At 71.8% G+C, this 23,236-nt stretch carries 21 protein-coding genes and 1 pseudogene; 8 read left to right on the forward strand and 14 right to left on the reverse strand.

Translation table 11 applies throughout. The features are described 5' to 3' along the window. Window positions 1-24 precede the first annotated feature (24 nt). Window positions 25-1,089 (forward strand): LacI family DNA-binding transcriptional regulator, encoded by a 1,065-nt coding sequence (locus tag ACH47Z_RS04540; protein ID WP_399070443.1) that lies wholly within the window; start codon window positions 25-27, stop codon window positions 1,087-1,089. Here the strand turns inward: ACH47Z_RS04540 and ACH47Z_RS04545 are convergent. From ACH47Z_RS04545 to ACH47Z_RS04560, 4 genes are read right to left on the reverse strand one after another with little or no spacing between them, the layout of a single operon-like run. Beyond that, the gene (locus ACH47Z_RS04545; protein ID WP_399070445.1) at window positions 1,052-2,461 is read right to left on the reverse strand and encodes a glycoside hydrolase family 32 protein; all 1,410 of its coding nucleotides are present in this window, start codon (window positions 2,459-2,461) and stop codon (window positions 1,052-1,054) included. The genes ACH47Z_RS04540 and ACH47Z_RS04545 overlap by 38 nt on opposite strands. Further along, window positions 2,458-3,312 (reverse strand): carbohydrate ABC transporter permease, encoded by an 855-nt coding sequence (locus tag ACH47Z_RS04550; RefSeq protein WP_399070447.1) that lies wholly within the window; start codon window positions 3,310-3,312, stop codon window positions 2,458-2,460. Before ACH47Z_RS04550 ends, ACH47Z_RS04545 begins: the two co-directional genes overlap by 4 nt. 14 nt (window positions 3,313-3,326) lie before the next feature. Next, window positions 3,327-4,310, reverse strand: coding sequence for a carbohydrate ABC transporter permease (locus ACH47Z_RS04555; RefSeq protein WP_399071353.1), 984 nt, complete (start codon window positions 4,308-4,310; stop codon window positions 3,327-3,329). After that, entirely contained in the window at window positions 4,310-5,719 is a 1,410-nt protein-coding gene (locus ACH47Z_RS04560; protein ID WP_399070449.1) for an extracellular solute-binding protein, read from the reverse strand. The genes ACH47Z_RS04555 and ACH47Z_RS04560 overlap by 1 nt, the downstream gene beginning before the upstream one ends. Before the next feature lie 160 nt (window positions 5,720-5,879). Here ACH47Z_RS04560 and ACH47Z_RS04565 point away from each other — a divergent pair, with 160 nt between their 5' ends. Then, window positions 5,880-7,442 (forward strand): glycoside hydrolase family 32 protein, encoded by a 1,563-nt coding sequence (locus tag ACH47Z_RS04565; protein WP_399070451.1) that lies wholly within the window; start codon window positions 5,880-5,882, stop codon window positions 7,440-7,442. 21 nt (window positions 7,443-7,463) lie between these two features. On the opposite strand, the gene ACH47Z_RS04570 is transcribed toward ACH47Z_RS04565, so the two are convergent. Beyond that, window positions 7,464-8,183 (reverse strand): peptidoglycan-binding protein, encoded by a 720-nt coding sequence (locus ACH47Z_RS04570; protein ID WP_399070453.1) that lies wholly within the window; start codon window positions 8,181-8,183, stop codon window positions 7,464-7,466. A gap of 89 nt (window positions 8,184-8,272) precedes the next feature. Continuing rightward, complete coding sequence (locus tag ACH47Z_RS04575) at window positions 8,273-9,013, reverse strand: BTAD domain-containing putative transcriptional regulator (protein ID WP_399070455.1); 741 nt, start codon at window positions 9,011-9,013, stop codon at window positions 8,273-8,275. Between the two features lie 337 nt (window positions 9,014-9,350). Here ACH47Z_RS04575 and ACH47Z_RS04580 point away from each other — a divergent pair, with 337 nt between their 5' ends. Further along, on the forward strand, window positions 9,351-9,947 hold the full coding sequence (locus ACH47Z_RS04580; RefSeq protein ID WP_399070458.1) for a PASTA domain-containing protein: 597 nt from the start codon (window positions 9,351-9,353) through the stop codon (window positions 9,945-9,947). A 25-nt stretch (window positions 9,948-9,972) separates the two neighbouring features. Here ACH47Z_RS04580 and ACH47Z_RS04585 read toward each other — a convergent pair whose 3' ends face one another. From ACH47Z_RS04585 to ACH47Z_RS04595, 3 genes are all read right to left on the reverse strand, one after another. Next, the gene (locus ACH47Z_RS04585; RefSeq protein ID WP_399070460.1) at window positions 9,973-11,010 is read right to left on the reverse strand and encodes an LLM class flavin-dependent oxidoreductase; all 1,038 of its coding nucleotides are present in this window, start codon (window positions 11,008-11,010) and stop codon (window positions 9,973-9,975) included. A 111-nt stretch (window positions 11,011-11,121) separates the two neighbouring features. Continuing rightward, window positions 11,122-12,624, reverse strand: coding sequence for a metallophosphoesterase family protein (locus ACH47Z_RS04590; RefSeq protein ID WP_399070462.1), 1,503 nt, complete (start codon window positions 12,622-12,624; stop codon window positions 11,122-11,124). Between the two features lie 69 nt (window positions 12,625-12,693). Then, window positions 12,694-13,407, reverse strand: coding sequence for a TetR/AcrR family transcriptional regulator (locus ACH47Z_RS04595; RefSeq protein ID WP_399070464.1), 714 nt, complete (start codon window positions 13,405-13,407; stop codon window positions 12,694-12,696). A gap of 127 nt (window positions 13,408-13,534) precedes the next feature. Here ACH47Z_RS04595 and ACH47Z_RS04600 point away from each other — a divergent pair, with 127 nt between their 5' ends. Together ACH47Z_RS04600 and ACH47Z_RS04605 are read left to right on the forward strand one after the other, a co-directional pair. After that, window positions 13,535-14,242: an NAD(P)-dependent oxidoreductase gene (locus ACH47Z_RS04600; RefSeq protein WP_399070466.1), complete on the forward strand. Its 708-nt coding sequence runs from the start codon at window positions 13,535-13,537 to the stop codon at window positions 14,240-14,242. A 60-nt stretch (window positions 14,243-14,302) separates the two neighbouring features. Next, on the forward strand, window positions 14,303-14,590 hold the full coding sequence (locus ACH47Z_RS04605) for a DUF1905 domain-containing protein (RefSeq protein ID WP_399070467.1): 288 nt from the start codon (window positions 14,303-14,305) through the stop codon (window positions 14,588-14,590). A gap of 547 nt (window positions 14,591-15,137) precedes the next feature. On the opposite strand, the gene ACH47Z_RS04610 is transcribed toward ACH47Z_RS04605, so the two are convergent. Further along, entirely contained in the window at window positions 15,138-15,878 is a 741-nt protein-coding gene (locus ACH47Z_RS04610; protein ID WP_399070469.1) for an SDR family NAD(P)-dependent oxidoreductase, read from the reverse strand. Between the two features lie 364 nt (window positions 15,879-16,242). Here ACH47Z_RS04610 and ACH47Z_RS04615 point away from each other — a divergent pair. Next, window positions 16,243-16,467: pseudogene (locus tag ACH47Z_RS04615) on the forward strand (hypothetical protein); the annotation flags it as partial. 61 nt (window positions 16,468-16,528) lie between these two features. Here the strand turns inward: ACH47Z_RS04615 and ACH47Z_RS04620 are convergent. The 3 genes from ACH47Z_RS04620 to ACH47Z_RS04630 form a co-directional block, all read right to left on the reverse strand. Then, a complete protein-coding gene (locus tag ACH47Z_RS04620; RefSeq protein WP_399070471.1) occupies window positions 16,529-17,728 on the reverse strand; it encodes a glycoside hydrolase family 64 protein in 1,200 nt (399 codons plus the stop codon). 175 nt (window positions 17,729-17,903) lie between these two features. Continuing rightward, window positions 17,904-18,659 (reverse strand): dienelactone hydrolase family protein, encoded by a 756-nt coding sequence (locus ACH47Z_RS04625; protein ID WP_399070473.1) that lies wholly within the window; start codon window positions 18,657-18,659, stop codon window positions 17,904-17,906. A 114-nt stretch (window positions 18,660-18,773) separates the two neighbouring features. Then, window positions 18,774-19,394, reverse strand: coding sequence for an L-threonylcarbamoyladenylate synthase (locus ACH47Z_RS04630; protein ID WP_399070476.1), 621 nt, complete (start codon window positions 19,392-19,394; stop codon window positions 18,774-18,776). A 389-nt stretch (window positions 19,395-19,783) separates the two neighbouring features. Here ACH47Z_RS04630 and ACH47Z_RS04635 point away from each other — a divergent pair, with 389 nt between their 5' ends. Further along, complete coding sequence (locus ACH47Z_RS04635) at window positions 19,784-21,325, forward strand: helix-turn-helix domain-containing protein (protein WP_399070477.1); 1,542 nt, start codon at window positions 19,784-19,786, stop codon at window positions 21,323-21,325. A gap of 132 nt (window positions 21,326-21,457) precedes the next feature. Here the strand turns inward: ACH47Z_RS04635 and ACH47Z_RS04640 are convergent, their stop codons facing one another. After that, window positions 21,458-22,708 carry a serine hydrolase domain-containing protein gene (locus tag ACH47Z_RS04640; protein WP_399070478.1) on the reverse strand — a complete coding sequence of 417 codons (1,251 nt, stop codon included), beginning with the start codon at window positions 22,706-22,708 and terminating at the stop codon, window positions 21,458-21,460. A gap of 244 nt (window positions 22,709-22,952) precedes the next feature. Between ACH47Z_RS04640 and ACH47Z_RS04645 the strand changes: the two genes are divergently transcribed. Then, a complete protein-coding gene (locus ACH47Z_RS04645) occupies window positions 22,953-23,231 on the forward strand; it encodes a hypothetical protein (protein WP_399070480.1) in 279 nt (92 codons plus the stop codon). Window positions 23,232-23,236: the final 5 nt, after the last annotated feature.

The following is a 23,236-nucleotide window of genomic DNA, read 5'->3' on the forward strand; positions in this document are numbered from 1 at the left end:
GGTGGGGAGAGGGCAGCGGACGGTATGGGCGCAGGCGCGGAGCGCGGTAGCGCGGGGGGCGGGCGGCCCACCTCGCGGGATGTCGCCCGGCTCGCCGGGGTCTCGCACACCGCCGTCTCCTTCGTCTTCAACGGCCGCGCCGAGGGCAACCTCTCGCCCGCCACCCAGGAACGCATCCGGCAGGCCGCCGCCCAGCTCGGCTACCGGCCCGACCCGGTCGCCCGCGGCCTGCGCCGCCGCCGTACGGCCGTGATCGGACTGGTCACCGACGAGATCGCCTCCTCCCCGTTCGCCGGCCGACTGCTGCGCGGCGCCATGGAGACCGCGTGGGCGAGCGACCACCTCGTGCTCACCGTGGACTCCGGCGGCGATCCGGCCAAGGAGGACGCGGCCGTCGCCGAACTCCTCGACCGACGGGTCGACGGCATCATCTACGCGGCCATGTCCCTGCGCCGGGTCCGGGTCCCCGAGGGCCTGCACCGCACCCACTCCGTGCTCGCCAACTGCGTCCCCGACGACGACTCGCTGCCCGCCGTCATCCCGGCCGAGCGGGCCGGCGGGCGCACGGCCGCACGGCTGCTGCTGGAGGCCGGGCACCGCAGGGTGGCCCTCGTCGGCGGGCAGGACGACATCGCCTCGGTGGAACGGCTGCGCGGCTTCCGGGACGCGCTGCGCGCCGAGGGCGTCGCCGTGCCCAAGGAGTGGGTCGTGCGCACCGGCGGCGAGATCAGCGGCGGCCACGAGGGCGCGATGCGGCTGCTCGACGGCACTGACCCGAACCGCCGCCCCACCGGGATCTTCTGCTACAACGACCGGGTCGCGGCAGGCGTGCTGCATGCCGCGACCCGGCTCGGCATCGCCGTACCCGGCGCGCTGTCGGTGGTCGGCTACGACGACCAGGAGCACATGGCCGCGTTCCTCACCCCGGCCCTCACCACGGTCGGACTGCCGCACCGGGCGATGGGCGAGGCGGCGGCCCGGCTGCTGCTCGACGCGATCGACACCGGCCGCACCCCGCCCGCCACCGTACGGCGGCTCGCCTGCCCCGTGGTCAGCCGTGCCTCGGTGGGACCTGCTCCCACGCACTGACCTCGGCGTCCCCGTCGACCACCAGCTCGGCCACGTCGTCCGGGCGGCGATACACCCGCTCGGTCACCATCGCCCGCTCCCCGGCGAACAGTTCGAGGAGCGAGCCGTCCACCAGCACCCGGACGGTGAGGGACGGACCGGGCGGCACGCTCACCGTGATCGGTGCCGATCCCGCTGTCCCCCGGGGGCCGACGCGCGGCCAGCCGCTGCGGTCCAGGACGACGGTGCCAGCCGCCGGGTCCAGCCGGACGGTGAGTGCTCGGTCCGCCGCCCGCAGCAGGGTGAGGGTGGTGGTGCCGCGCGCGGTCACGGTCAGGTCGTACGACACCGGGAGCGGCGCCCGGCCCGGCGCGGTCGCGAACGGCATGGGTGCGCGCAGGAGTTCCAGTTCCGGCGCCGGGAACACCCGCAGCGAGCCGTCCGGATGGACGTCGACCACCCGGGGTGCGGTCAGGGTGCCCGCCCAACCGGCCGCCAGGACCGCGGAGTTGTCCCGGGCTTCCCATGACCAGCCCCACAGCAGGGCGCGGTCGGGATCCTGGCGGACGGCGGGGGCGTAGAAGTCCCGGCCGTGGTCGAGCCGGCCGCCCGCCCGGGTCGTGAAGCGCAACCCGTTTTCACCGCCCGGCTCCAGATGACCCGTCAGATACGCGGTGGAGCAGGGCTCGCCGTCCCACAGGGACACCACGAGGACGTGTTCGCCGTCGCTCGTCTCGTACAGTTGTGGGCACTCCCAGCCGACGGCCTTGTCGCCGAAGGCGTCGGCGGCGACCGGGTCGGTGCCGTCCAGCAGGACGCCCGCGAACCGCCAGTCGGTCAGCTCCTGGCAGTCGTACAGCAGCACCGACGCGGTGCCGTCGGCGTGGCCCGCGCCGACCAGCGCCCAGCGCCTGCCGCCGTGGTGGAAGACGAACGGGTCGCGGAACATCACCACGTCCAGGCCGGCGGGCGGCGCCGTGACCACGGGGTCGGGCAGCGGCCGCCAGTCGAGGAGCCGGTCGTCGCCCGGGTCGGCCGCACGGGCCAGGCAGATGGTGCCGACGCCGGTGTGGGTGTGGTCCACCCCGGTGTACACGGCCGTGGGCACGCCGGCGTCGTCCACCACACACCCCGACCAGCAGCCCGCCTCGTCGGGGCCGCCCGGGGCCGGGGCGAGGGCGATCGGATGGTGCTCCCAGTGGACCAGGTCGGGGCTGGAGGCGTGGCCCCAGTGGACGTTCGCGTGCACCGGGGCGGCCGGGTTGTGCTGGTAGAAGAGGTGGTGGCGGCCCCGCCAGCGGAACGGGCCGTTGGGGTCGTTGATCCAGTGGACGGGCGGGCGGACCCGGAAGCGGGGGGCGGCCGGGTCCGGAGCGGGAGCGGCGAGGCTCAACGGTTGACTCCTGCGGAGGTGATGCCCTCGCGAAGAGGGCGCTGGCCGACGGCGAACACGGCGACGGCGGGGATCATCGACAGGACCACACCCGCGAGCACGACCGAGATCGAGCCGGTGCCGAGGTTGCCCTGAAGGGAGACCAGCCCCAGGGGGAGTGTGTAGTTCTGGCCGGAGGTCTCCAGGATCAGCGGGCGGAAGAACTCGTTCCAGTGGTAGTTGAAGGCGAGGACCCCGACGATCGCCAGACCCGGCCGGGCCAGCGGCGCGTACACGGACCGGAAGATCCGCCAGGGCCCGGCGCCGTCCAGCATCGCCGCCTCGCCCAGGTCCTTCGGCATCCCGAGGAAGTACTGGCGCATCAGAAAGGTGCCGAACGCGGTCGGGAACGCCGGAATGATCAGCCCGAGCAGGGTGTCGGTCAGACCCATCGACTTGAGCACCAGGAACACCGGGACGATCGTGACCTGCAAGGGGACCATCATGGTCGCCAGGACCAGCCCGAACAGCGGCTTCTTGAAGCGGAAGTCGAGCCGGGCGAACGCGTAACCGGCGAGCCCCGCGGTGATCATCTGGCCGGCCGCGATCAATGCGGTCACCAGGGTCGAGTTGAGCGCGAGCAGCCATACGTCGATCTGGTCGAAGACACCGCGATAGGCGGCCGTGCTCGGATGAGTGGGGACGATCTGCGGCGGCAGGTTGAACGAGTCCGCCGGGGTGCGCAGCGAGGTGGAAACGGTCCACACGACCGGGCCGAGCGTGAGCAGGGCGCACACGGTCAGCCCGGCGATCCGCGCCCACGGCCCGAGCGCGTACCGGGCGCGGCCGATGTTCAGGGTTGCTTGGCTCATGGGACTCACCCGGCTCACTGGTAGTGGACGAAACGCCGGCTGAGCCGGAACTGGACGGCGGTCACCGCCATGATCAGCACGAACAGCAGCACGCCCACCGCGGACGCCTCCCCGAACCGCAGCTGCTCGAAGGCCTTCTCGTATATCACCATCACCACCGTGCGGGTGGAGTCGCCGGGCCCGCCGTCGGTGAGCACGTACGGCTGCTCGAAGACCTGCAGCGCGTTGATGATGCCGACCACCGAGGCCACCAGCAGGGTGGGGGAGAGCAGCGGCAGGGTGATGGCGAGGTGCTTGCGCAGCCCGGTCGCGCCGTCGAGCGCGGCGGCCTCGTGGATCTCCTTCGGGATGTTGTTCAGCCCGCCCACGAACAGCAGGAACGAGAAGCCGAACTGCTGCCACACGTACACGATGATCACCGTGGCCATCGCGCCGTGCTCGGAGGTCAGCCAGGGCACGGGAGCGATCCCGAACAGCCCGATCAGCCAGTTGATCACTCCGAAGTCCTGGTTGAACAGGTACTTCATCACGACCGAGATGGACGCGGCGGACAACACGAGCGGGAAGAAGAACGCCGAGCGGAAGACCGATCGCAGCCAGCCCGGCATCCGGCCGTTCAGCGTCAGCGCGAGCGACAGAGCGATCAGCAGCTGCGCGGCGACCGCGAAGACCATGAAGACGAGCGTGTTGCGGAAGGAGACCAGGACGGTCGAATCGGTGAACACGGCACGGTAATTGGAGGCCCCTGCCCAACCGGGTGGATCGATCACGTTCCAGTGGAAGAGGCTCAGCACGACCGAACCGGTGATCGGTACGACCGTGAACACCACGATCCCCACCACCGTCGGGGCCAGGAACAGCGCCGCCAGCAGCCGCGTCCCCCGCTCACGTGCCGAGGGCCGCACGGCCGCCGCACGCGGGCCCGCGGCCCGGGGCCGTACGGCGGGAATCCGGGTGCCCGTCGTGCCGGCCGTGTCCGTCGTACCTGTCGTGTCCATCATGCGTCACGCTCCATGGCCTGCTCCAGATCGCCCTGCATCCGCCGCAGCGCCGGCCGCACCGAGTGCGGGCTCGCCAGCGCCGTCCCGGTGTGCTTGAGCAGCACCTGGGTCACCTCGGCGACCTGCGGCGGGGCCGGAATCGGGCCGGTGTCGGGGAACTTGTCGAGGGTGTCGTAGAAGACCCGCCAGTGCGCCGGGCCGGTCTCCCGGTAGCGGGCCGCCGTCAGCATCGAGCGGCGGGCGGGTGTCGTCTGGTTGGTCGAGAAGAGCGCGGTCAGGGTGTCCAGCCGGGCCGAGTACTTGATGAACTCCCAGGCCGCGTCCTGCTTCTTCGAGGTGCGCAGCAGCGCGTAGCCCGCCGCGCCGAACTGGTGCCGCTGGGTGCGCCAGCGCGGGAAGTACCGAACGTCGAAGGCGTCCGCACGCATGCCCGCCAGATGCAGACCACCCGCCCAGAAACCGCCGGCGGGCGTGACGCCGACCCGGCCGGTGGAGAACACCCCGATCAGGTTCTGGCCGTTGCCGCCCTCGGGCCGGGTGCACAGCCCCTCCTCGATCAGGTCGGCGAGATAGTCGTACGCCTCCTCGACCCGGCCGCTCGTCGCCTGCGGGGTCGTCCAGCGGAAGCCGCCCCCGCGCCCCTGCCGCTGTCCCGCCGGATAGAAGGCGTCCCACAGCCAACTGCCGCCGGACGCCCTGGACTCGGTCAGCAGATCGGTGCCGTTCGCGAACAGCCAGGGCACCACCCCGCCCCACAGCCGGTTCGTCCAGAAGTATGGCGTGAAATGGGAGTCGTTGGCCTTCTTCATCCGCCGCAGCAGCGCGGTGAAGTCGTCCCGGGTCCAGTCGTCCGCCGGGAGATCCGCGCCCGCGCGCTCCAGCACCCGGGTGTTGAGGTACATGTCGGCCGCGTTGAACTCGATCGGCAGCTGATACAGGCTGCCCTCGTACATCATCGACTCCACCAGCGAGGGATGGACGTCGGCGAAGTACTCCGTCAGCTCCGCCGCGTCCCGCTTCACCCAGCGGTCCAGTGCCACGCCCAGATGCCGGGCGAACAACTGCACGCCCTCCGTGGCCACATAGACCAGGTCGGGCGCGGTGCCCGCCGCGATCTGCGTGAGGATCTTGGCGAAGAAGTCCGGCCAGTCCACGGCCTGCACCGCGTTGATCCGGACCTTGATGTCGGGGTGCAGCCTGCGGAAGCCGGCGAGCAGCGTGCGGATCCCGTCCGGCGAGAACGCGGAGCCCAGGGTCGCGACCACCAGCGAACCGTCGTCGCGGCCCGGGATGTCGGCGCCGGTGAGGCGGTCCCAGCTCGCGGCGGTACCGGCGAGCGCCGCGGCCCCCGCGCCGTAGGCGCCGTACCGCAGCAGGGCGCGGCGGGAGAGAAGCGAGTCGGTCATCAGGTGCCTAACTCGTGTTAGCCAAGGTGTGATGTCCCAGATGATGTGAAGCGCGTTACGGCCCTGTCAAGGTGCGGGAACGCTTGACCTTTAACGAGTTAGGTCCCACAGTCCTGGTCCCATGGATCGTCAAGAACCGTCACGAGAGGACCGATGCGCGATGCGCGGCCATGGCCTGACGAGAAGAGCCCTGTTCACCACGACCGCCGCGGGAGCCGGTGCGGCACTGCTGACCACCGCACCCGCCGAGGCCGGGCCGCGCCCCAAGTCGGCCCGCGGCTGCGTGAGTTACCGGGCCGGCTATCACTTCACGGTCCCCGACCAGTGGAAGAACGACCCCCAGCGCCCGGTCTGGATCGACGGCGAGTACCACTACTACTACCTCTACAACGCCGACTACCTCTCCGGCGGCGAGGTGGGCACCGCCTGGCGCCTGGCCACCAGCACCGACCTGGTCTCCTTCACCGACCGGGGGATCGCGGTGCCCAAGGACACCACCGTCAACGGCGACGTCTGGTCGGGCTCGGCGGTGGTCGACAGCGCGAACACGGCCGGCTTCGGCGCGGGCGCGGTCGTCGCCGTCGTCACGATGTCACCGGGTGGCGGCACCGACCACCAGGAGCAGTTCCTGTACTACTCCACCGACGGCGGCCTCACGTTCACGAACTACGGCACCGATCCCGTACTGCCCAGCCCGGGTGCGGGGGTGGACTTCCGTGACCCCAAGGTGAGTTGGGACGAGGACCGGGGCCGCTGGACGATGGCTCTCGCCGAGCGGAACACGATCGGCTTCTACCACTCGGCAGACCTCAAGTCCTGGACACGCGCGGGTGGTTACGTCAAGGACGGCATCGGGGTCCTGGAGTGTCCCGACCTGTTCCGTGTCGTCGCCGACGACGGCACGGCGAAGTGGGTACTGGGTGCGAGCGCGGACGGCACCGGGTCCGGGCAGCCCAACACCTATGCCTACTGGACGGGTTCCTTCGACGGCGGTTCCTTCACCCCCGACTCGGCCGACCCGCAGTGGCTCGACCACGGCTGGGACTGGTACGCGGCGGTCACCTTCGAGAAACGTCGGGCGGACGGCTCGGTCGACCCGGCCGCGCGGTACGCGCTCGGCTGGCTCAACGACTGGGCCTACGCGCAGACGACACCCACCATCGACGCGGACGGCTTCAACGGCACGGACTCCGTGGTCCGTGAGATCACGCTCAAGAAGTCGAATTCCGGGGGCTATCACCTCGCCTCCCAGCCGGTCGCCGCACTCGACACGTATGTCTCCCGCACGGTGAACCTCGGCGACCTGACTGTCGACGGCACCCGCCCGCTCGACTACACCGGTGTCTCCTACGAGCTGACGACCGAGATCACCTGGTCCCAACTCACTGGCGCGGGCGTCCAGTTGCGCCGCTCACCCGACGGCGGTCGGCACATCGACGCCGGCGTCTGGAACGACTACGCCTTCCTCAACCGGCGCGGCACCGTCAACCCCGACACCAGCGGCACCCGCCAGGAGAGCCACAGCCCCTTCGACCCGAGCGCCGGCCGGGTGAAGCTGCGCATCCTGGTGGACCGCACATCTGTCGAGATGTTCGTGGACGACGGCCGGTACGTCCACACCAGTGAGGTGTTCCCCTACCTCGTGGACGACCGGCTCGCCCTGTTCACGGCGGGCGGGACGGCCGTGTTCCGGGACACGGTGATCCGGGAGTTCGCGGTGTGAGGGGATGCCGGTCCGGGGCCGCTAATACCAGTGGGGAGCCCGGTGCGGGTCCGCCTGCTGTACCTGCGCCGCGAAGTTGGAGCCGGACGTGTTCACGTGATAGCGGTCGCGTACGTAGTTGATCGTGGCGCACATGTCCGCGACCACGTCGTACGGCGTGGTCGCCGTGCCCGCCTGATGGTAGCTCGCGAACGTGGTGGGAACGCACTGGGTGGCCCCGCGTGAGCAGTTCTGCGGGTGGCCGTCGGACACTCTCGGACCGCTCGCGTTCATGTCGGTGAGGTTGATCCTGGACCCCGGGCTGTTGTAGGAGGACTCACGCAGGGTGATGGTGACCAGAGCCGGCACGCCGAATTTCGGGTCCATGCCGGTGAGTTGGCACGCCCTCTGCGCGTAGCGCTGCATGGCGGCCTCGCCGGAGTCGTCGTGCGGGTCGTTGTAGGTGACCTGGCCGAGGGTGATTCTTCCGCCTCCCCCGGCGGGGGCGGCGGACGTGCAGTCGACGGCGAAGCCGGCGAACCGGCCGAGCGCGGTGAGGGAGGTGCAGCCCGGTATGCCGTCGGCGTCGGCCCCGGTGAAGCCCTGCGCGAGTTGTTCGGCCCGGTAGGCGGCCTTCGTCTCGTCGCCGAAGAAGCCCGTCGGGCCGTGGGGGATGGTGCGACCTCGTTTGATCAGGGCCTTCTGTACGGCACGGACGTCCTCGTTGGTCGCGCCGAAGCGGACGTTGGACAGAGCGACCATGACGGCTCGCTTCCTTTCGGCTTGTCGGTTCCGGGGGCATGGTGAGCCGGATGCGCGCGCCCTCGCGGAGAGACGCTACCGATGCGCCGTCACCGCGTCGTCACCCCGGCGTCATCCGCCCAGGAGGCCGTGACCCCGTGGCGGGAGAGCATGCGGGCGAACTGAGCCGACGGCTCGACCCCCAGTTCCTCCCGCAGCAGCCGCCGGAACGAGTGATAGTGACGGACCGCCTCCATGAGGTTGCCCTCCGCGAGATGCGCGGACACGGCGGCCCGGTGCGCGCTCTCCCGCAGCGGTTCCGTGCGCACGCTCTCCCACGCCGCCTCCAGAGCGAGCGCCGGCCGTCCCTCTCGTACGAGCGCCTCGGCCAGCGCGTCCAGGGCGTGCAGCCGCAACTGCCGCAGGCGGTCACGTTCGAGGAGCACCCACTCCTCGTCCCAGCCCGGCAGCAGATCGTCTCCACCGAGCAGGCCCTGCGGAAGCTGGGCGGTGAGCGCGGGGCCGCGGCCCTGAAGGACACCGAGCGCCGTCTCGGTGAAGGCGTGCACGTCGACGCGCAGGGCCGTGGCGGCCGCCAGCGAGTCCCCGCTGCACCGGATCAGCGGCTGGTCACCGCGCGGAAGCTTCCACAGGGCGGTGCGCAGACTGCCCCTGGCGTGATCCTCGGTGACCTCGGGCCACAGCGTCCCGGCGAGCACCGTACGGGACACGCGCCGCCGCAGTGCGACGAACGCGAGCAGGCGCTGGCCGCTGCGGCACAGTTCGACGGGCTGGGCGTCGCACTCCAGCCGGAACTGACCGAGCAACCGCAACTGGGGAGGTGAAAGCACCGTGACCGCCTCGCTCACCGTGGCGAGCGGGAGCGCACCCCGTGAAGGGAAGCCTCTCGCGCCATCAGTTTCAGCCGGTGCGGCCGGGCCGTGCAACTTCACGGAACGGCGATGATCCTCGGCACGGTTTGCGGGCCCACCGTCCCGGCGGGAAACTCGAGAGCGGGGGTGAGGGCGGGAATACGGAGGGGGAGACGGCGGATCGCCGCCCCGGCGCGCACGAGGTCGACGGCAGCGTCCGACTCGGCCGCACTTTCGGCGCCACGCTTGGCGGGAGGACGCAACAGTGCTGGTTCTCCGTTCAGTTCATTCGGTTCATTCACTTCACTTCGACGCCTTGGCCGGTCCCTCCGGAACCAGCGGCGATCCGCCGGCGATCTCCTGGGGGCACATCCAGGTTCTGCTGTGGCTGTTCCTGGGCGCCATCGCGCTCATCGGGATCGTCCTGGTGGTCGCCCGGTACACCGTGCGGAGTCGCTCGGCGTCGTCGGACGGCATCGTCCGCAGCTGGATCGCCCTGTCCCTCGTCGCCGGCCTTCTGGTGTTCTGCGCGATGGCCTTCGCGATCCAGGACTCCAACCTCCGCAGCACGCTGATCGGAGCGCTCGCCGCGGCCGTCGGGTCGACGATCGCCTTCTACTTCTCCGGCAAACACGCCGAGGAGGCCCGTCAGGACGTGCTCAGTGCCGCGTTCGGAGGTCAGGACGTCGTCCCCGATCTGATCGGGCACACGGAGGAGGAGGCGGCCTCGATGCTCGGCAGGACATCGCTCCAGCTCGACCTGGCGCCCGGCTCGGGACCGCCCGCACCGCCCGCGACCATCTCCAGTCAGGACCCGGCGCGGGGAGCGACCGTGCCGAGGGGTTCGACGGTGAAGGTGGCCTACTCCTCCGCGCAGGTCCCGGCCGCGGCGACGGGGGGCGGGCCGGGCTGAGCACCGCCGGAGCGAGCACGGGGCGTCAGTTCGTGGGGTGCCAGCCCAGGGCCGGGCCCAGGTGCGTCGCCATGTCGGTGAGGATCTGAACGTAGTCCTCGTGCTCGAAGGTGAACGGCAGCGCGAACGCCACCTCGTCGACCTCGCGGAACGCGGCGTGCGCGCGCAGCTGTTCGGCGATCTCCTCCGACGTGCCCACCAGGTCCGGTGCGAACAGCAGCCGGGCCGGGCCCTGCGGGGTGGCCGTGCGGGGCAGGCGCTTGGCGGCGTACGCCTCGTACTTGGCGCGCTGCTCCGGGCTCGCGGAGTCGGTGGGGATCACCACCAGCCCCTGGGAGACCCGGGCCGCCTCGCCGTCGGGGTGATGAGCGCGGAACTCCTTGATCAGGGCCAGCTGGATCGCGGCGAAGTCCGGTTGCCCGGCTGCGTCTTCGGCGTTCTCGGCCTTGACGACACTGCTGGTCAGGAGGTTCATCCCGTGCTCGCCGGCCCAGCGTGCCGAGCCGAGGCTGCCGCCGCCGTACCACAGGCGACGCCCGAGACCGGGGGAGTGCGGCTGGACCACGTCCGAGAACACCTCGAAGCCCTCGACTCCGCTGAAGTCGCTGGCGGGCTTGCCGCGTACGAAGTCCAGCAGCCGCCGTACCCGCTCGTAGGAGAAGTCCTCCACGCCAGCGGTGTCCGGGTACAGCGCCTCCTTGATCTGCTCGTAGTGCATCGGCGGGCCCACGCTCACGCCCGGGTTCAGCCGGCCGCCGGACAGCAGGTCGACGGTCGCCAGGTCCTCGGCCAGGCGTAGCGGGTTCTCCCAGCCCAGCGGGATCACGGCCGTGCCCAGCTCGATGCGCCGGGTGCGCTGGGAGGCGGCGGCCAGGACCGCCACCGGGGAGGAGATGCCGTACTGCAGATGGCGGTGGCGGAGCCAGGCGCTGTCGAAGCCCAGCCGCTCGCCCAGCTCGATGATCCGCAGCGTGGACTCGTGGCCCCGGGCCGGGTCCGCCGCGTCGAACAGGCCGATCGTGAGAAAGCCCAGCTTGCGCAACGGGCGAGGGGTGGACGGCACGGGCTCCTCCAGCGGTCGTACGTCGGCTCTGCCCCGATTCTGGCAGGCCAATGTGACAACCACGTGATCACTTCTGCTCATTCCGGCGGGCTGCTCACTTCGAGCGGGTGATCACTTCAACGGTATGACGACCTCGTCCTCGACCGGCGGATCGAGTTCCTGTGCCCGGTTGCCGGTCGCGGCGAAGCAGCGCAGCCGGACCTCCTCCGGGGCGACGTCCAGCCGCAGGAAGCACTTGAAGAACGGCGGGCTGTAGGTGACCGAGCTGGGCGAGAACAGCTGGGCGTACAGCTTGCGGACGGGCAGCCGGAACCTCGATGTACGGTCCGGGCGGCCCCCGGTGCCGAGCAGGCTCGCGACCAGGCGGGTGCGCCGGGTCACCCGGGCGTCCGGGGCGGGAGCACGGCCCGGCTCGATGCCGAGCCGTTCGGCGACGACGGCCATCGCCTCGGACTCGGTGAGAGTGAAGAAGCGGGGCAGCCGCAGCCGGCGGCCGTACAGGCGGCTGTAGAAGGCCAGCGAGTCGCCGCGCAGCGGATAGCAGCGGAAGTCCCGCTCGGTGACGCCTCCGACCGACACCCGCGGGATGGTGTGCGTGGCGTGCATGAACGCCCCGCCACCACCCGAGACCACGTACTGGATGGTGCGCCCGTCCACGTCGACCGGGTAGCGCTGGTAGTTGTGGATGTCGCCGCCGATCGCGGCCACATAGTGGTGCTCGGGGTCGCAGACGATGTCGTCCACCGTGCCGCCGCCCTCGATGGCGCACGGGTGGTGCTCGCCGTCGACGTACAGCGGGGAGCCGGTGATCAGGATCTTCGGCTTCGGCCCCCGGGACACCGCGCGCAGCCAGGCGCCCTGCTCGGCGTCGATCGTGCCCAGCAGACCGGTGTCGATGCCGACGAGCCGTACCGGGCCCGCGTCGATCGCCCAGTACGGCCCCGGCTGCTCGGCCTGCTGACCGGGCGCCGAGCGCAACTCCCGCGCCATGGCGAGCCGTTGCTCGTCGGCCGGGGCCGGGCGGTGCCACAGCAGGGCGCGCCACCAGGCGCGGGTGAGCGGGCGGGGCCGGGGCTCGGGGGCGAGCGGCGGGGTGTCCGCGCAGAAGACCCGCATGAACGCGCCGAGATCCTCGTACCAGTCGTGGTTGCCGGGTATCGCGTAGATCGGCGCCGGATAGTCCCGGTACGGCCGGAAGAACTTGCCGCCGTAGTCGTCCGTGCTGCCGACCGGGTAGATCACGTCGCTCGCGATCACCGCGAACTCGGTGTCCTGACTCGCCTTCAGAAAGCCCGGAACGACGGCATATTGGGAGTCGTCGCCCTCGCCGGTGTCCCCGATGACCATGAAGGAGAAGGTGTCGGGGACCTCGCGCCGGATCACCTTGTCCGCCGGTGCCCCGGCCGCCTCCCGGCGTGCCGCCCAGCGGCTGCGGGTGCGCCCGGTCGGATCGCCGAACCAGGACGCCAGCACGCCGTTGCGGGCGGCCCACAGGGTCCGCGGATCGAGCCACGACACCTTCTCGACGTGGTCCGGCATCAGCTGCCTGTAGGCGCCGGGCTCGGCCGAGCCCCAGCCGGCGCCCTGTGCGGTATCGCGTGAGGAGTCAGACACGCCTGCACCGTAACAACGCGCCGGTCAGCGGCGGTTGGCGGGCCCGGTGCCCGAGTGCGGCGCAGGGGGTCATTCGTGGGGTACGCCCAAGTTCCGTACGAGCTGGGCGAGTTCCTCCTGGAAGAGCTTGTCCGGCCGATTGGTCTGCGTCTGCAGATGCCCGTAGATCTCCAGCGAGACCAGTCCGTGCAGATGCCCCCAGATGCGCAGCGCGAGCGCGACCCCGGCCGGCGGCAGCTCGGGGAAGGCGGGACGCACCTTGTCGAGGAGCCCGGCGTCGAAGTCGGACCAGCTGAAGTCGCCGTCCTCGTACAGGTGTTGGGTGTGGGGCCAGGCGGCCGCCGCGAGGGCGGTGAGTCCGGTGCAGACCCGGCGGGCGGCGTCCGGCGCGGCGCCGCCGGCGGGGGCCTGATAGCCCGGGACGGGGTCGCCGTAGATCAGCCGGAAGCCCTGTGGATTGGCCAGCGCCCATGCGCGGAAGGCGGTGGCCCAGGCCTGGATCCGGGGGCCCGCGTCCTGCTGCGGGGCGGCTTCCCAGGCGGCGTCCACGGCGTCGGCGAGCGCGGTGTACACGTCGTGGATGAGCGCGGTCACCAGGTCGTCGCGGGTGGCGAAGTAGCCGTAGATGGCGTTGGCGGTCATGCCCATCTCGCGGGCGATGGCCCGCAACGTGATGGCGTCGGGCCCGCCCGCGGCCATCAGCCCCATGGCCACGCTCTTGATCTCGGACGTCGTCTCGGCCCGCAGCCGCTCGCGCCGCCCCCTGCCCGCTGTCGCTGTCACGCGGTCACTCTACAGCGTCACCAATTCTGTACACCGTGTGTGAACTTCACGCCGTATAGTTTCTGTACGGCGTCACCCACTCGGGGAGGCGTCCCCACATCCATGTCCGCATGCACAGGGGAGAGCCATGCACATCGGAGTCATCGGAGCCACCGGGACGATCGGCAGCCGGGTCGTCACGGAGGCCCTGGACCGCGGCCACCACGTCACCGCGTTCAGCCGGGACGCGACCGGGCCGCGGCGCGCCGAGCGGCGTGACCGCATTACCTGGGAGAGCGTCGACGCCCTGGACGCGGCGGGCATCGCGCGCGTCCTGCCCGGCCTGGACGTGCTGATCAGCGGGTTCCAGCCGGGCAACGCCGCGAAGGACATCGAGGACACCGTGCGGCGTTCGATCGCCGACCCCACGCTGTACGCCACCGCGGCCCGGGCCCTGCTCAAGGCGCTGGAGAGCCACCCGCGCACCCGGCTCATCGTCATCGGCGGCGCGGGCAGCCTGGAGCTCGAACCGGGGGTGGTGCGCGCCGACTCCGACGAGCTGCTGCACGCCGCGCTCGACGGGATCGGGCTGCCCCGCGCCTACGCGGCGGCGGTCCGCGGCCACCGCGACGCCCTGAACGTCCTGCGCACCTCGAACCGCCTGTGGACCTACTTCAGCCCGGCCGAGGAGATCGCGCCCGGCGAGCGCACCGGCCGCTTCCGGACCGGCGGCGACCAACCGGTCCTGGACGCCGAGGGCCGCAGCCGTATCTCGGCGGAGGACGCGGCCGTCGCCCTGCTCGACGAGGCCGAGCTGCCCCGCTTCGTCCAGCGGCGGTTCACCGTCGGCTACTGAGCGGCGGAGCGCGGGGCGGGCGCCGGTAGGCTGTCGTCTTCCTTCAGGAGGGGGCTGACCATGGAACTCGCCTTCGCCGGGCGGGTGGTGGAGTGGCGGGGGCCCGCCCCGTACTACTTCGTCGCCGTACCGGACGCGGAGTGCGCCGACATCCGAGACGTGGCCGCGCTCGCCAGCTACGGCTGGGGTGTGATCCCCGTCGAGGCCAGCATCGGCGCCACCGCCTTCACCACGTCCCTCTTCCCCAAGGACGGCGGATACCTGCTGCCGCTGAAGACCGCGGTGCGTCGGCCGGAGGGGCTTGCGGAGGGGGACGAGGTGACGGTCGCGATGACCGTACGGCTGTGACACGCGCGTCCGCTACTCGTACCTCCGCGCCGCACGGAGTTGCAGGGCCATGGCGTGCCAGGTGACCGGTTCGATGCGGGCGTGGAGCGGGGACGTGGCGCCGACCCATCTCGACCAGGCGTCCAGCCAGTCGGGGAGTGTGCCGTGCGCCCAGGTAGCCGCGCAGGTTCCGGGCGGTGTCGACGTCGTCCGCGCCGGTGTCGGAGTCGGCGAGGAGGCAGTGGTAACCGGGCGGTGCCGTACGGGCGTTGTCCAGCAGGAGGGCCAGGCCCTGCCAGCCCGGTGCGCCGGGGGCCGGCTCGGGCACCGCGATGCCGCCGCCGGCCCGGGGGCCGAGCAGCCGGGCCCAGCCCCGGAGGAAGTCGCCGATGGTCCGGTTGTCCCAGGTCAGAACGGCGGGGGAGCCGGCGCAGGCCCGCTCGCAGTCGACGGCCAGGAACCGCAGGTAGGCGGCGAGGTCCTGACGGGTCTGTACGCGGTCCCGGGACCGGGGGCCGGTGGATGCGGACATGTCGTGAGGTTGACGGAACGCGGTACGTGCGGGCCGTCAGGTCAGGTTCAGGCCGCCGTCCAGCAGGATGACCTCGCCGGTGAGGTAGGTGTTGCCGAGGACCGACGCGACCAGGTCGGCCACGTCGGCGGGCTGGGCCGGGCGGCGCATGGGCGCGTGGTCCCGCCACAGTTCGTGCGCCTGCGTCCAGTCCTTCGTCATGGGTGTGTCCACCAGTCCCGGCGCCACCGCGTTGACCCGCACGTCGGGCGCGAGCGCGACCGCGAGCAGCCGGGTCACATGGTTCAGCGCCGCCTTGCTCGCCGCGTACGGCACCGACGAACCCTTGGGGCGCACCCCGGCGTGGCTGGTGATGTTCACGATCCCGCCGCCTCCGGGGGACGTGCGCAGCGCCGGTAGTGCCGCGGTGCACAGCACCCAGGGCGCGATCAGGTTCACCTCCAGCAGCCGCCGCCAGTCCGCCGGGGTCGCGGCGGCGAGGTCGGCGTGCGGGATCGGCCAGCTGATGCCCGCGTTGTTCACCAGCACGTCCAGCCGCCCGTACCGGTCCAGCGCCGCCTCGACCAGCCCGCGCGCCTCCGCCTCCACCTCCAGGTCGGCCCGTACGTACGCACCGCGCAGCTCGGCCGCCAGCGCCTCCCCGGCCCGGGTGCTGCTCCGCGAGTGCACGACGACCCGCATGCCGTCCGCGGCCAGCCTGCGCGCGACGGCCTCCCCGATCCCCGACGTGGATCCGGTGACCAGGGCAACGGGCCGATCGCTCTGTTCGCTCCTCATGATCGAGGATCCTGTCACGGGCCGGCGCCGCCCCGCCCCCGCTGGACTCTCAGGGCCTCCCGCAGCCGCGCGAGCCGCATAGGGAAAGCCCTCGAATGACCTCACGTGACTGACATGTACGGGACAAGGCTGGGATCCTTCCCCAGCACACCGCACCTCCCAGGTGCGCACGGATCCCGCACAACTCAGCTCGCCCGGGCAGCAGACCCGTCCGCCAGGCTGTCTGTCACCGGCCGCGACCCGGCGGCCGCAGCAGGAGGAGTACCAGTGAGACCCCACAGACCCGTTCCCCACGCAGGTCGCAGGCGCGCCACGGTCGGAGCCGCCCTGATCTCCACCGCGGCCTTCCTCGCCGTCTGAGGGCACCGCCGAGTCCGGCAGCACCGCGTACGACAAGCTGACGGTGAGCGCCGGTTCGACGACCCTGGCGACGTACTCGAACGTCAACGCCGCCTCCGGGTACGCGCAGAAGACCTTCGACCTGTCCTCGCCGGCGGGCCAGACGGTCACCCTGAAGTTCAACGGCGTGGAGGACTCCTCCCTGCAGACCAGCTTCGTCGTGGACGACACCGCCCTGACGACCGGCTGAGCGGCTACCCGTACGACGCGGTCCCGCACCCCCCAGGGTGCGGGACCGCGGCATGTCATCTTCAGCTCAGCGGATCCAGCGTGAGATACGCCTGCTGCGGATCGCCGTCGTTGACCAGCGACTCCTGGTTGCCGACGTCGTCGAAGGCGAACGCGTAGGCCTTGCCGTCCGCCATCTGTCCGTGGACCGCGCGGGCGTACTGGTTCGGCACCGCGTCCCGGTAGAAGTCCGCCGGTGTGGTGTCCGGCTGGTTCGAACCGACCAACAGCGTCGAGCGGTTGAAGCCGGCGCACAGTGTGCGGGAAATCGGCCCGCGGACCGCGTCGTTCGGTGCGTCGAGCAGCTTGTGGCAGCCGAAGACGCTGTCCGCGTCCGGCCTTCGGAAGTTGGTGACGACCGCGCCGGAGGCGTCGGTGAAGTTCATGACGTCGCCTGAAACCCGCCCGAAGTACCGGATGCCAGGCTGATCGGCGAACGGCGTCACGGTCAGCGTGCTGCTCGCGTACTTCTGCCAGACCCGGTTCACGTAGTCGTCCATCACGTTCGCCGGCAGGGCCCCGGTCTCCACGCCGTAGAGCGGGGACAGAGCGCGCAGCACGGTGCCGTCGGAGCGGGTCTGGATCAGCCCGGCCCAGCCGCCCGGCTGTGCGCGCAGCGCGTCGAAGAAGCCCGTGTAACCGCCGGACTTGAGGTGCCCGGTGCTGCTCACGCTGCCGTCGGCCCGCTGCACGCCGACCGCGTACGGTGCCGAGAACATGTCCACCTGGGTGCTGTTGAGCCAGAGGCCGGAGTCGTTCAGCGTGTACTCGGACCAGTTGAAGAGGATGTTCCGGTTCGGGTCGGACGGATTCTGTACGGCCGGCTGCACCAGCCCGCCGGTGGTGAGCCGGAAGTCGAGCTTGCGGCCGTAGGAGAAGTAGATCCGGCCGGAGAACTTCGGTATCCGGATCGTCGTCGACTGTCCGGGCGCCGGGCCGGTGATCGACGCGTCCGGCGCGGGCGTCGGCGGGTTGCCGCCCGCGGGCCAGGCGTGGAAGGCGCCGTTCGCGTCGGCCCAGCCCTGCCGGCCGGAGGACAGCTGGGTGCCGAGGTCGTAGACGTAGACCGGTTCGGAACGGCCCGAGTTGTTGGTGATCTTCAGCGGGACGGTGTCCGGGACGGCGGCGCCGGCGCGGTCCGGGACACCGAGGGCGAGCACCCCGCCGACCAGGGCCGCGGCGGCCGCCAAGGGCAGTGCGGGGCGCGTGAGGTGATGCGGCACTCTCTGCCTCCGTGTGGGGTCGGGGTCGTACGGACATTGGTCCGTACCTGTCTGAGAGCGCTCTCAGCGTCGTGCCGCACCGCGTGCGTGTCAATGCGAAGAGCAGACCGGCTTGCGGCGCCCAGCGGGTGGCAGGCGCCGCAAGCCGGTCGCGGGTCCGGTGCGTGAGCCGGTGTCAGAAGGTACGCTCGAGCAGGCCGAGCAGGGCCGCCCAGTGCCGCTCGGCAGCCTCCTTGTTGTACGCCGGGGTGTCCGCCTGCGTGTAGCCGTGCTGGGCGCCCGGGTAGACCTCGCAGGTGTGCCGGACCCCGGCATCGGTCAGGGCCTTGTCGAAGCGCTCGATCTGCTCCGGCGGCAGCGACGGGTCGTTGTCGGCGTGCCCGAGGTACAGCTCCGCCTTGATGCGCGGGGCGCCCAGGTGCGGGCTGGTCGGATCGTCGGTGGCGAGCGCGGCGCCGTGGAACCCGGCCGCGGCCGCCACCCGGTCCGGATGCGCCGCCGCCGTCCACAGCGAGAGCCGGGCGCCCATGCAGTAGCCGGTGATCCCGACCGGCCCGTCGTTGACCAGCGGGCTGTCGGCCATCCAGCGCAGATAGGCGGCGGAGTCCCGCTCGATCAGGTCCGGGGTCAGCGAGAACACGATCGGGCCGAGCTTCTGCCAGATCGTCGGGTCGGCGTCAGGGTCGATGAACTCGGGCAGCTCCACGACCGGAGCCCGGCCGAGGCGGTAGGTCACATTGGGCACCAGCACCGTGTAGCCGGCGGCGGCCAGCCGGTCGGCCATCGCCTTCAGGTGCGGGCGCAGGCCGTAGGCGTCCTGGTAGAACAGCACACCCGGACGGGGACGACCGTCCGCGGGGTGGACGAGGTAGGCGTCGGCGACGCCGTCCTCGGTCTGGATGTCGAGGTCGGTTCCCTGGACATCGGTCATGGTGGGCAGGCCTCCCTAGGGGAACGGGCGCCGGACGGCGGTCGCCTCCGGCGCCAGGGCTGCGCCCATGCTGTCACGCAAGATCCAGAACCCCGCACCCGGACTCCCTCGAGCTCACTCGAAGCGGCTGGTGTCCCCGGCGCCCCGCCGGACGATCTCCGCCTCGCCGCCGGAGAAGTCCACGACGGTGGTCGGCTCGGTGCCGCAGTCGCCGGAGTCCACCACCGCGTCCACCGCGTGGTCGAGCCGGTCCTTGATCTCCCAGCCCTGGGTCAGCGGCTCCTCCTCGTCCGGCAGCAGCAGCGTGCTGGACAGCAGCGGTTCGCCCAGCTCCGCCAGCAGCGCCTGGGTGACCACATGGTCGGGGATGCGCACGCCCACGGTCTTCTTCTTCGGGTGCAGCAGCTTGCGCGGCACCTCGCGGGTCGCCGGGAGGATGAAGGTGTAGCTGCCGGGCGTGGCCGCCTTCACGGCACGGAAGACGTCGTTGTCCACCCGGACGAACTGGCCGAGCTGCGCGAAGTCCCGGCACATCAGCGTGAAGTGGTGCCGGTCGTCCAGCCGGCGGATGGACCGGATCCGGTCCATGCCGTCCCGGCTGCCGAGCCGGCAGCCCAGCGCGTAACAGGAGTCGGTCGGATATGCGATGAGCGCGTCCGAGCGCACGGCGTCAGCGATCTGGGCGATGCTGCGCGGCTGCGGGTTCTCGGGATGCACGTCGAAGTACTTCGCCACCCGTCGAGCTTATGCCGTCGCCGGGTGCGGCACTCGTAGCGCCGGAGGCCTGTTGCGAGGAACCTTGCGAGGAACCTATGGCGTCATACCTGTGTGAATTACCTATGAGATGCCGGAGCCGCGCCGGCCGGGGCCGACCGAGCCGCTTGCGCCCCGGCCGCCCCGAAAGTCCCCGCCGGTCTCCCGTGTACGTCCCGGAATCCGGGGCATGCGACCCCTGAGCCGTCCGGGGCACCCCCCGCTCCGGGCGCCGCGTCTCCGCCGACGGCCCATCCCCCCCGGGCCGTCGGCGGAGCCGTGTCCGGGGGCAGGGACGCGAGCGGGCCCCTTCGGGTAACCTGCCGCTGCGTATGCCCAGGTCAACGCGGACATGAGGAGGGCGGACAGACATGGCGGGCCGACCCGACGAGGACACGGCGTCCGCGCCGCCTTACGGCGGCGACGGCGCCTGGGCGCAGCAGTTGCTGGAGCATCTGCGGCCCGCCGGACGCGACCTCGGCCGGCTTGTCGCCTGGCTGGCCCGCAGCACCCGGGCGACCGTGTGCCTCCAGGACGCGCGCGGCAGCCTGCTCGCCGGTGAGCCCCTGCCGCTCGACACCGCCGTGGTCCACGACGTCGCAGCCGGCCGGGTCGCCGCCGCGGCCCTGCAGGACGGCGTACGGCATGTACGCCTGGTCGGGATACGGCACCCGGGACCCGGACCGGCGGCCGGCGCCGTGCTCGCCGTGGCCCGCCCGGCGCCCTTCGACCGGCACACCGCCGAGATCCTCAACCACACCGCAGGCGTCCTCGAACTGCTGCTCAGGGAACGGGAGCTGGCCGACTCCGGACGGCGACTGCGGCGGGCCACGGCCGATCTGCGCCTCGCGATCCTGCAACTGCTGATGGTGGAGGACACCGTCTCCGCCCGCCGGGTCGCCGCCGGGCTGTGGCCGGGGCTGCTGGAGGAGGACACCGCCCGCGTGTACGTCGTCGAGACCTCCACCGCCGAACGCGACCGGCTCGCCGACGCCTGCGCGGCCGCCACCGACGGCCGGGCGCTCGTCGTGCGCTGCCCCGCGAGGGACGGACACGTCATCGTCGTCGGCCCGTCGGCCGAGGTGGGGGAGCGGCTGCGGTCCCTCGTCTCCGGCAGCCCCGGCACCTTCCTCGGCGGCAGTCCCCGCCAGCGCCTCGCCCTGACCGCCACCGCCTACGGCCAGGCCGTCACCGCCCTGGCCGTCGCCCGCTTCCGGCCCGAGCGCGCCGCGGTCTACGCCGCCCGCACCCGCCCCGCCCAGCTCATGGACCCGGCCGGACTGCGCACCTGGGCCGCCGCGGTGCTGCGCCCCCTCGACACACTGCCGCACCACGTGCGGGCCGAACTGCTCGCCACCACCGGGCTGGGCCTGGAGTTCACCGCCGTGAGCGCGGCCAAGGTGCTCGGCGTCAGCCGGAACACGGTCCGCGCTCGGATGGACCGGGTCGCCGCGCTGCTCGGCGCCGACTTCTCCCGGCTCGCCGTCCGCGCCGTCGCCCACCTCGCGCTCAACACCGAGGCGGCACACGGCCCGTACGATCCCGGCGGTCCCGTGGCCCGTCCGGCGGGCCGGGACGGGCTCGCGGACCTGCTCGGCACGCCCGCCCTGCGCACCTGGGCCGAGGGGCTCCTCGGCCGGCTCGACGAGGACGGCCGGGACCTGCGCGGCACCCTGCGCGCCTGGATCGCCGCCGGCGCGCACGCCGAACACGCGGCCGAGACGCTCGGCGTCCACGCCCAGACCGTACGCGAACACCTCCGGTCGACCGAACCCGTCCTGGAACGCCGGCTGACGGCCGGAGGCACGGATCTGTACGAGACCGTCCTCGCCCATCTGGTCGCCGGCGAGCTGCCCGTACCCGAACTCGGTACGGCGAACCGGGAGCAACCGGACTCACCTGTGCACGGGTGAGTGCCCGGCGGGCCGCGCCGGGCACCGGTGCGCTACCCCGGGCCTTGTGTCGCACGTAAGTTCAGTGTTCCGCGGGGTACGACCGGCACGGGGGTCCGGTCGCGACCCCGCGCCCGCATCCCTGTGCCAGTGTCAACCCGTCCGGGTGACCGGCAGGTTGTAGACGTGCGCGGGGGAGATGATCGTCGTGATCGCCTTCCCCAGCACCGTGCTGGGCTCCTGGCCCTGGTAGTCGGTGTCGGTGTTGAGCAGCGCGACGAGCGTCGTCCGCGTGGACGGCAGGTAGACCGTCAGGGACTCATAGCCCGGCAGGGAGCCGTTGTGGCCGATCCAGCCCTGCACGTCGAAGATGCCCAGCCCGTATCCGGCGCCCTTGTCCGAGTTCGCCTGCGGTGTGATCAGCCGCTGCTTCTGGGTGGCGGCGCTGACCATCCGGGTGCCGTCCGGGAACCGGCCCGTGGCGACCGTGGGCGCCCAGATCCGCAGATTCTCGAGGGTCGAGATCATCGCGCCGGCCGCCCAGCCCCAGGACGGGTTCCAGTCGGCCGCGTCGGCGGCCCTGCCGTTCGCCGTCTGCTCGGTGTAGCCCTGCGCGTGCGGGCGGGGGAACGCGTTGCCGGCAGGGAAGAGCGTGTCCTTCATACCGGCCGGGTTGGTGACGTGCTGTCTGATGTAGTCCCCGAGGCGCTGTCCGCTCTCCTTCTCCACCACCAGACCGAGCAGGATCAGGTTGGTGTTGCAGTAGGAGAACTTCTGCCCCGGCTGGAACAGCACCGGGTGCCTGAAGGAGTACGCGAGCAACTGCTGGGGTGTGAAGGGCCGTTGCGGATCGGTCGTGAGCGCCTTGAAGAAGCCCGGATCCTCGGAGTAGTTGAACAGCCCGCTGCGCATCTCGGCCAGCTGACGCAGCGTGATCTTGTCACCGTTGGGCACGCCGTCGACGTACCTGCCGATCGGGTCGTCGAGTCCGACCTTCTTCCGGTCGACGAGTTGCAGCAGCGCGGACACGGTGAACGTCTTGGTCTCGCTGCCGATGCGCATGTACAGACCGGGCGTCATCTTCCGGCCCGTGCCGGTGTCGGCGACACCGAACGAGCGGACGTAACCCGGCTGCCCCGGCGTCCAGATGCCGACGATCGCGCCCGGGATGTCCGCCTCGTGCATCATCTTCTGGACGGCGGCGTCGAGTTGGCGGGCCACGGCGGGCGTGAGGTCGCGGACGGCCGGTCCCGAAGGGGTGGGGCCCGGCGCGCGGACGGTCGGGGCGGCGGGTACGGAGGCCGGTGCCGCCGACACCGGCCCGGCGGCGAGCGATACCGTCAACGTCCCCACCGTGACGGCCGCCGCTGCCCCCCTCGACAGGCGTACGGACGAACGCGACATGGGCTGACTCCAAGCACGTGAGAGCCGAACGTGCGCTGAGCGGGACGTCGGAACCCGGACCTCACCAGCATAGGAGCGCACACCCGGGCTCGCCCGTCGGGCTGAACGGGGCGGCGGGGCGCGCGGGAGTGCCGGCGGGATGCTTGTCCGACGGGTGGGGGGCCGTTCGAGCGATGGCCTCACCCGACCCGGTGAGCCGTCGGGGCCGGGCGTACCGGCGACGGCTCACGGGCGTTGCTCCGGCATGGACCGCTTGTACCGCTTGGACCCGGCGTACCGCCTGGACCGGATGGAGCAGAGGTACCCCATCGGCCGGCCGGAGCGGTCGAGCCCCGGGGACCGGGCCGATCGGACGCGCCGGGCGGACCGGCGTGAGCATGCGGACCGGGCCCGGGAGCCGATCTACGCCCGGCTCGTCGCCGAGTGGCGGGCGCAGGGGCGGGACGTGCCCGCGGAAGCGGACGTGCTGCGGGCCGTCCCCGGGTTCAGCCCGCGCGCCCGGTCCACGGCCGAGCGCACCTGACCCGC

It is taken from the genome of Streptomyces sp. NPDC020192, from assembly GCF_044388685.1.
GTDB lineage: Bacteria > Actinomycetota > Actinomycetes > Streptomycetales > Streptomycetaceae > Streptomyces.

What these genes read in the sequence shown, in the direction of transcription:
- ACH47Z_RS04635 (WP_399070477.1), top strand. Translation starts at nt 19,784, where the DNA reads ATGGCGGGCCGACCCGACGAGGACACGGCGTCCGCGCCGCCTTACGGC.
- ACH47Z_RS04605 (WP_399070467.1), top strand. Translation starts at nt 14,303, where the DNA reads ATGGAACTCGCCTTCGCCGGGCGGGTGGTGGAGTGGCGGGGGCCCGCC.
- ACH47Z_RS04570 (WP_399070453.1), bottom strand. Translation starts at nt 8,183, where the DNA reads ATGGTCGCTCTGTCCAACGTCCGCTTCGGCGCGACCAACGAGGACGTC.
- ACH47Z_RS04625 (WP_399070473.1), bottom strand. Translation starts at nt 18,659, where the DNA reads ATGACCGATGTCCAGGGAACCGACCTCGACATCCAGACCGAGGACGGC.
- ACH47Z_RS04610 (WP_399070469.1), bottom strand. Translation starts at nt 15,878, where the DNA reads ATGAGGAGCGAACAGAGCGATCGGCCCGTTGCCCTGGTCACCGGATCC.
- ACH47Z_RS04600 (WP_399070466.1), top strand. Translation starts at nt 13,535, where the DNA reads ATGCACATCGGAGTCATCGGAGCCACCGGGACGATCGGCAGCCGGGTC.
- ACH47Z_RS04565 (WP_399070451.1), top strand. Translation starts at nt 5,880, where the DNA reads ATGCGCGGCCATGGCCTGACGAGAAGAGCCCTGTTCACCACGACCGCC.
- ACH47Z_RS04555 (WP_399071353.1), bottom strand. Translation starts at nt 4,310, where the DNA reads ATGGACACGACAGGTACGACGGACACGGCCGGCACGACGGGCACCCGG.
- ACH47Z_RS04540 (WP_399070443.1), top strand. Translation starts at nt 25, where the DNA reads ATGGGCGCAGGCGCGGAGCGCGGTAGCGCGGGGGGCGGGCGGCCCACC.
- ACH47Z_RS04640 (WP_399070478.1), bottom strand. Translation starts at nt 22,708, where the DNA reads ATGTCGCGTTCGTCCGTACGCCTGTCGAGGGGGGCAGCGGCGGCCGTC.
- ACH47Z_RS04550 (WP_399070447.1), bottom strand. Translation starts at nt 3,312, where the DNA reads ATGAGCCAAGCAACCCTGAACATCGGCCGCGCCCGGTACGCGCTCGGG.
- ACH47Z_RS04645 (WP_399070480.1), top strand. Translation starts at nt 22,953, where the DNA reads ATGGACCGCTTGTACCGCTTGGACCCGGCGTACCGCCTGGACCGGATG.
- ACH47Z_RS04560 (WP_399070449.1), bottom strand. Translation starts at nt 5,719, where the DNA reads ATGACCGACTCGCTTCTCTCCCGCCGCGCCCTGCTGCGGTACGGCGCC.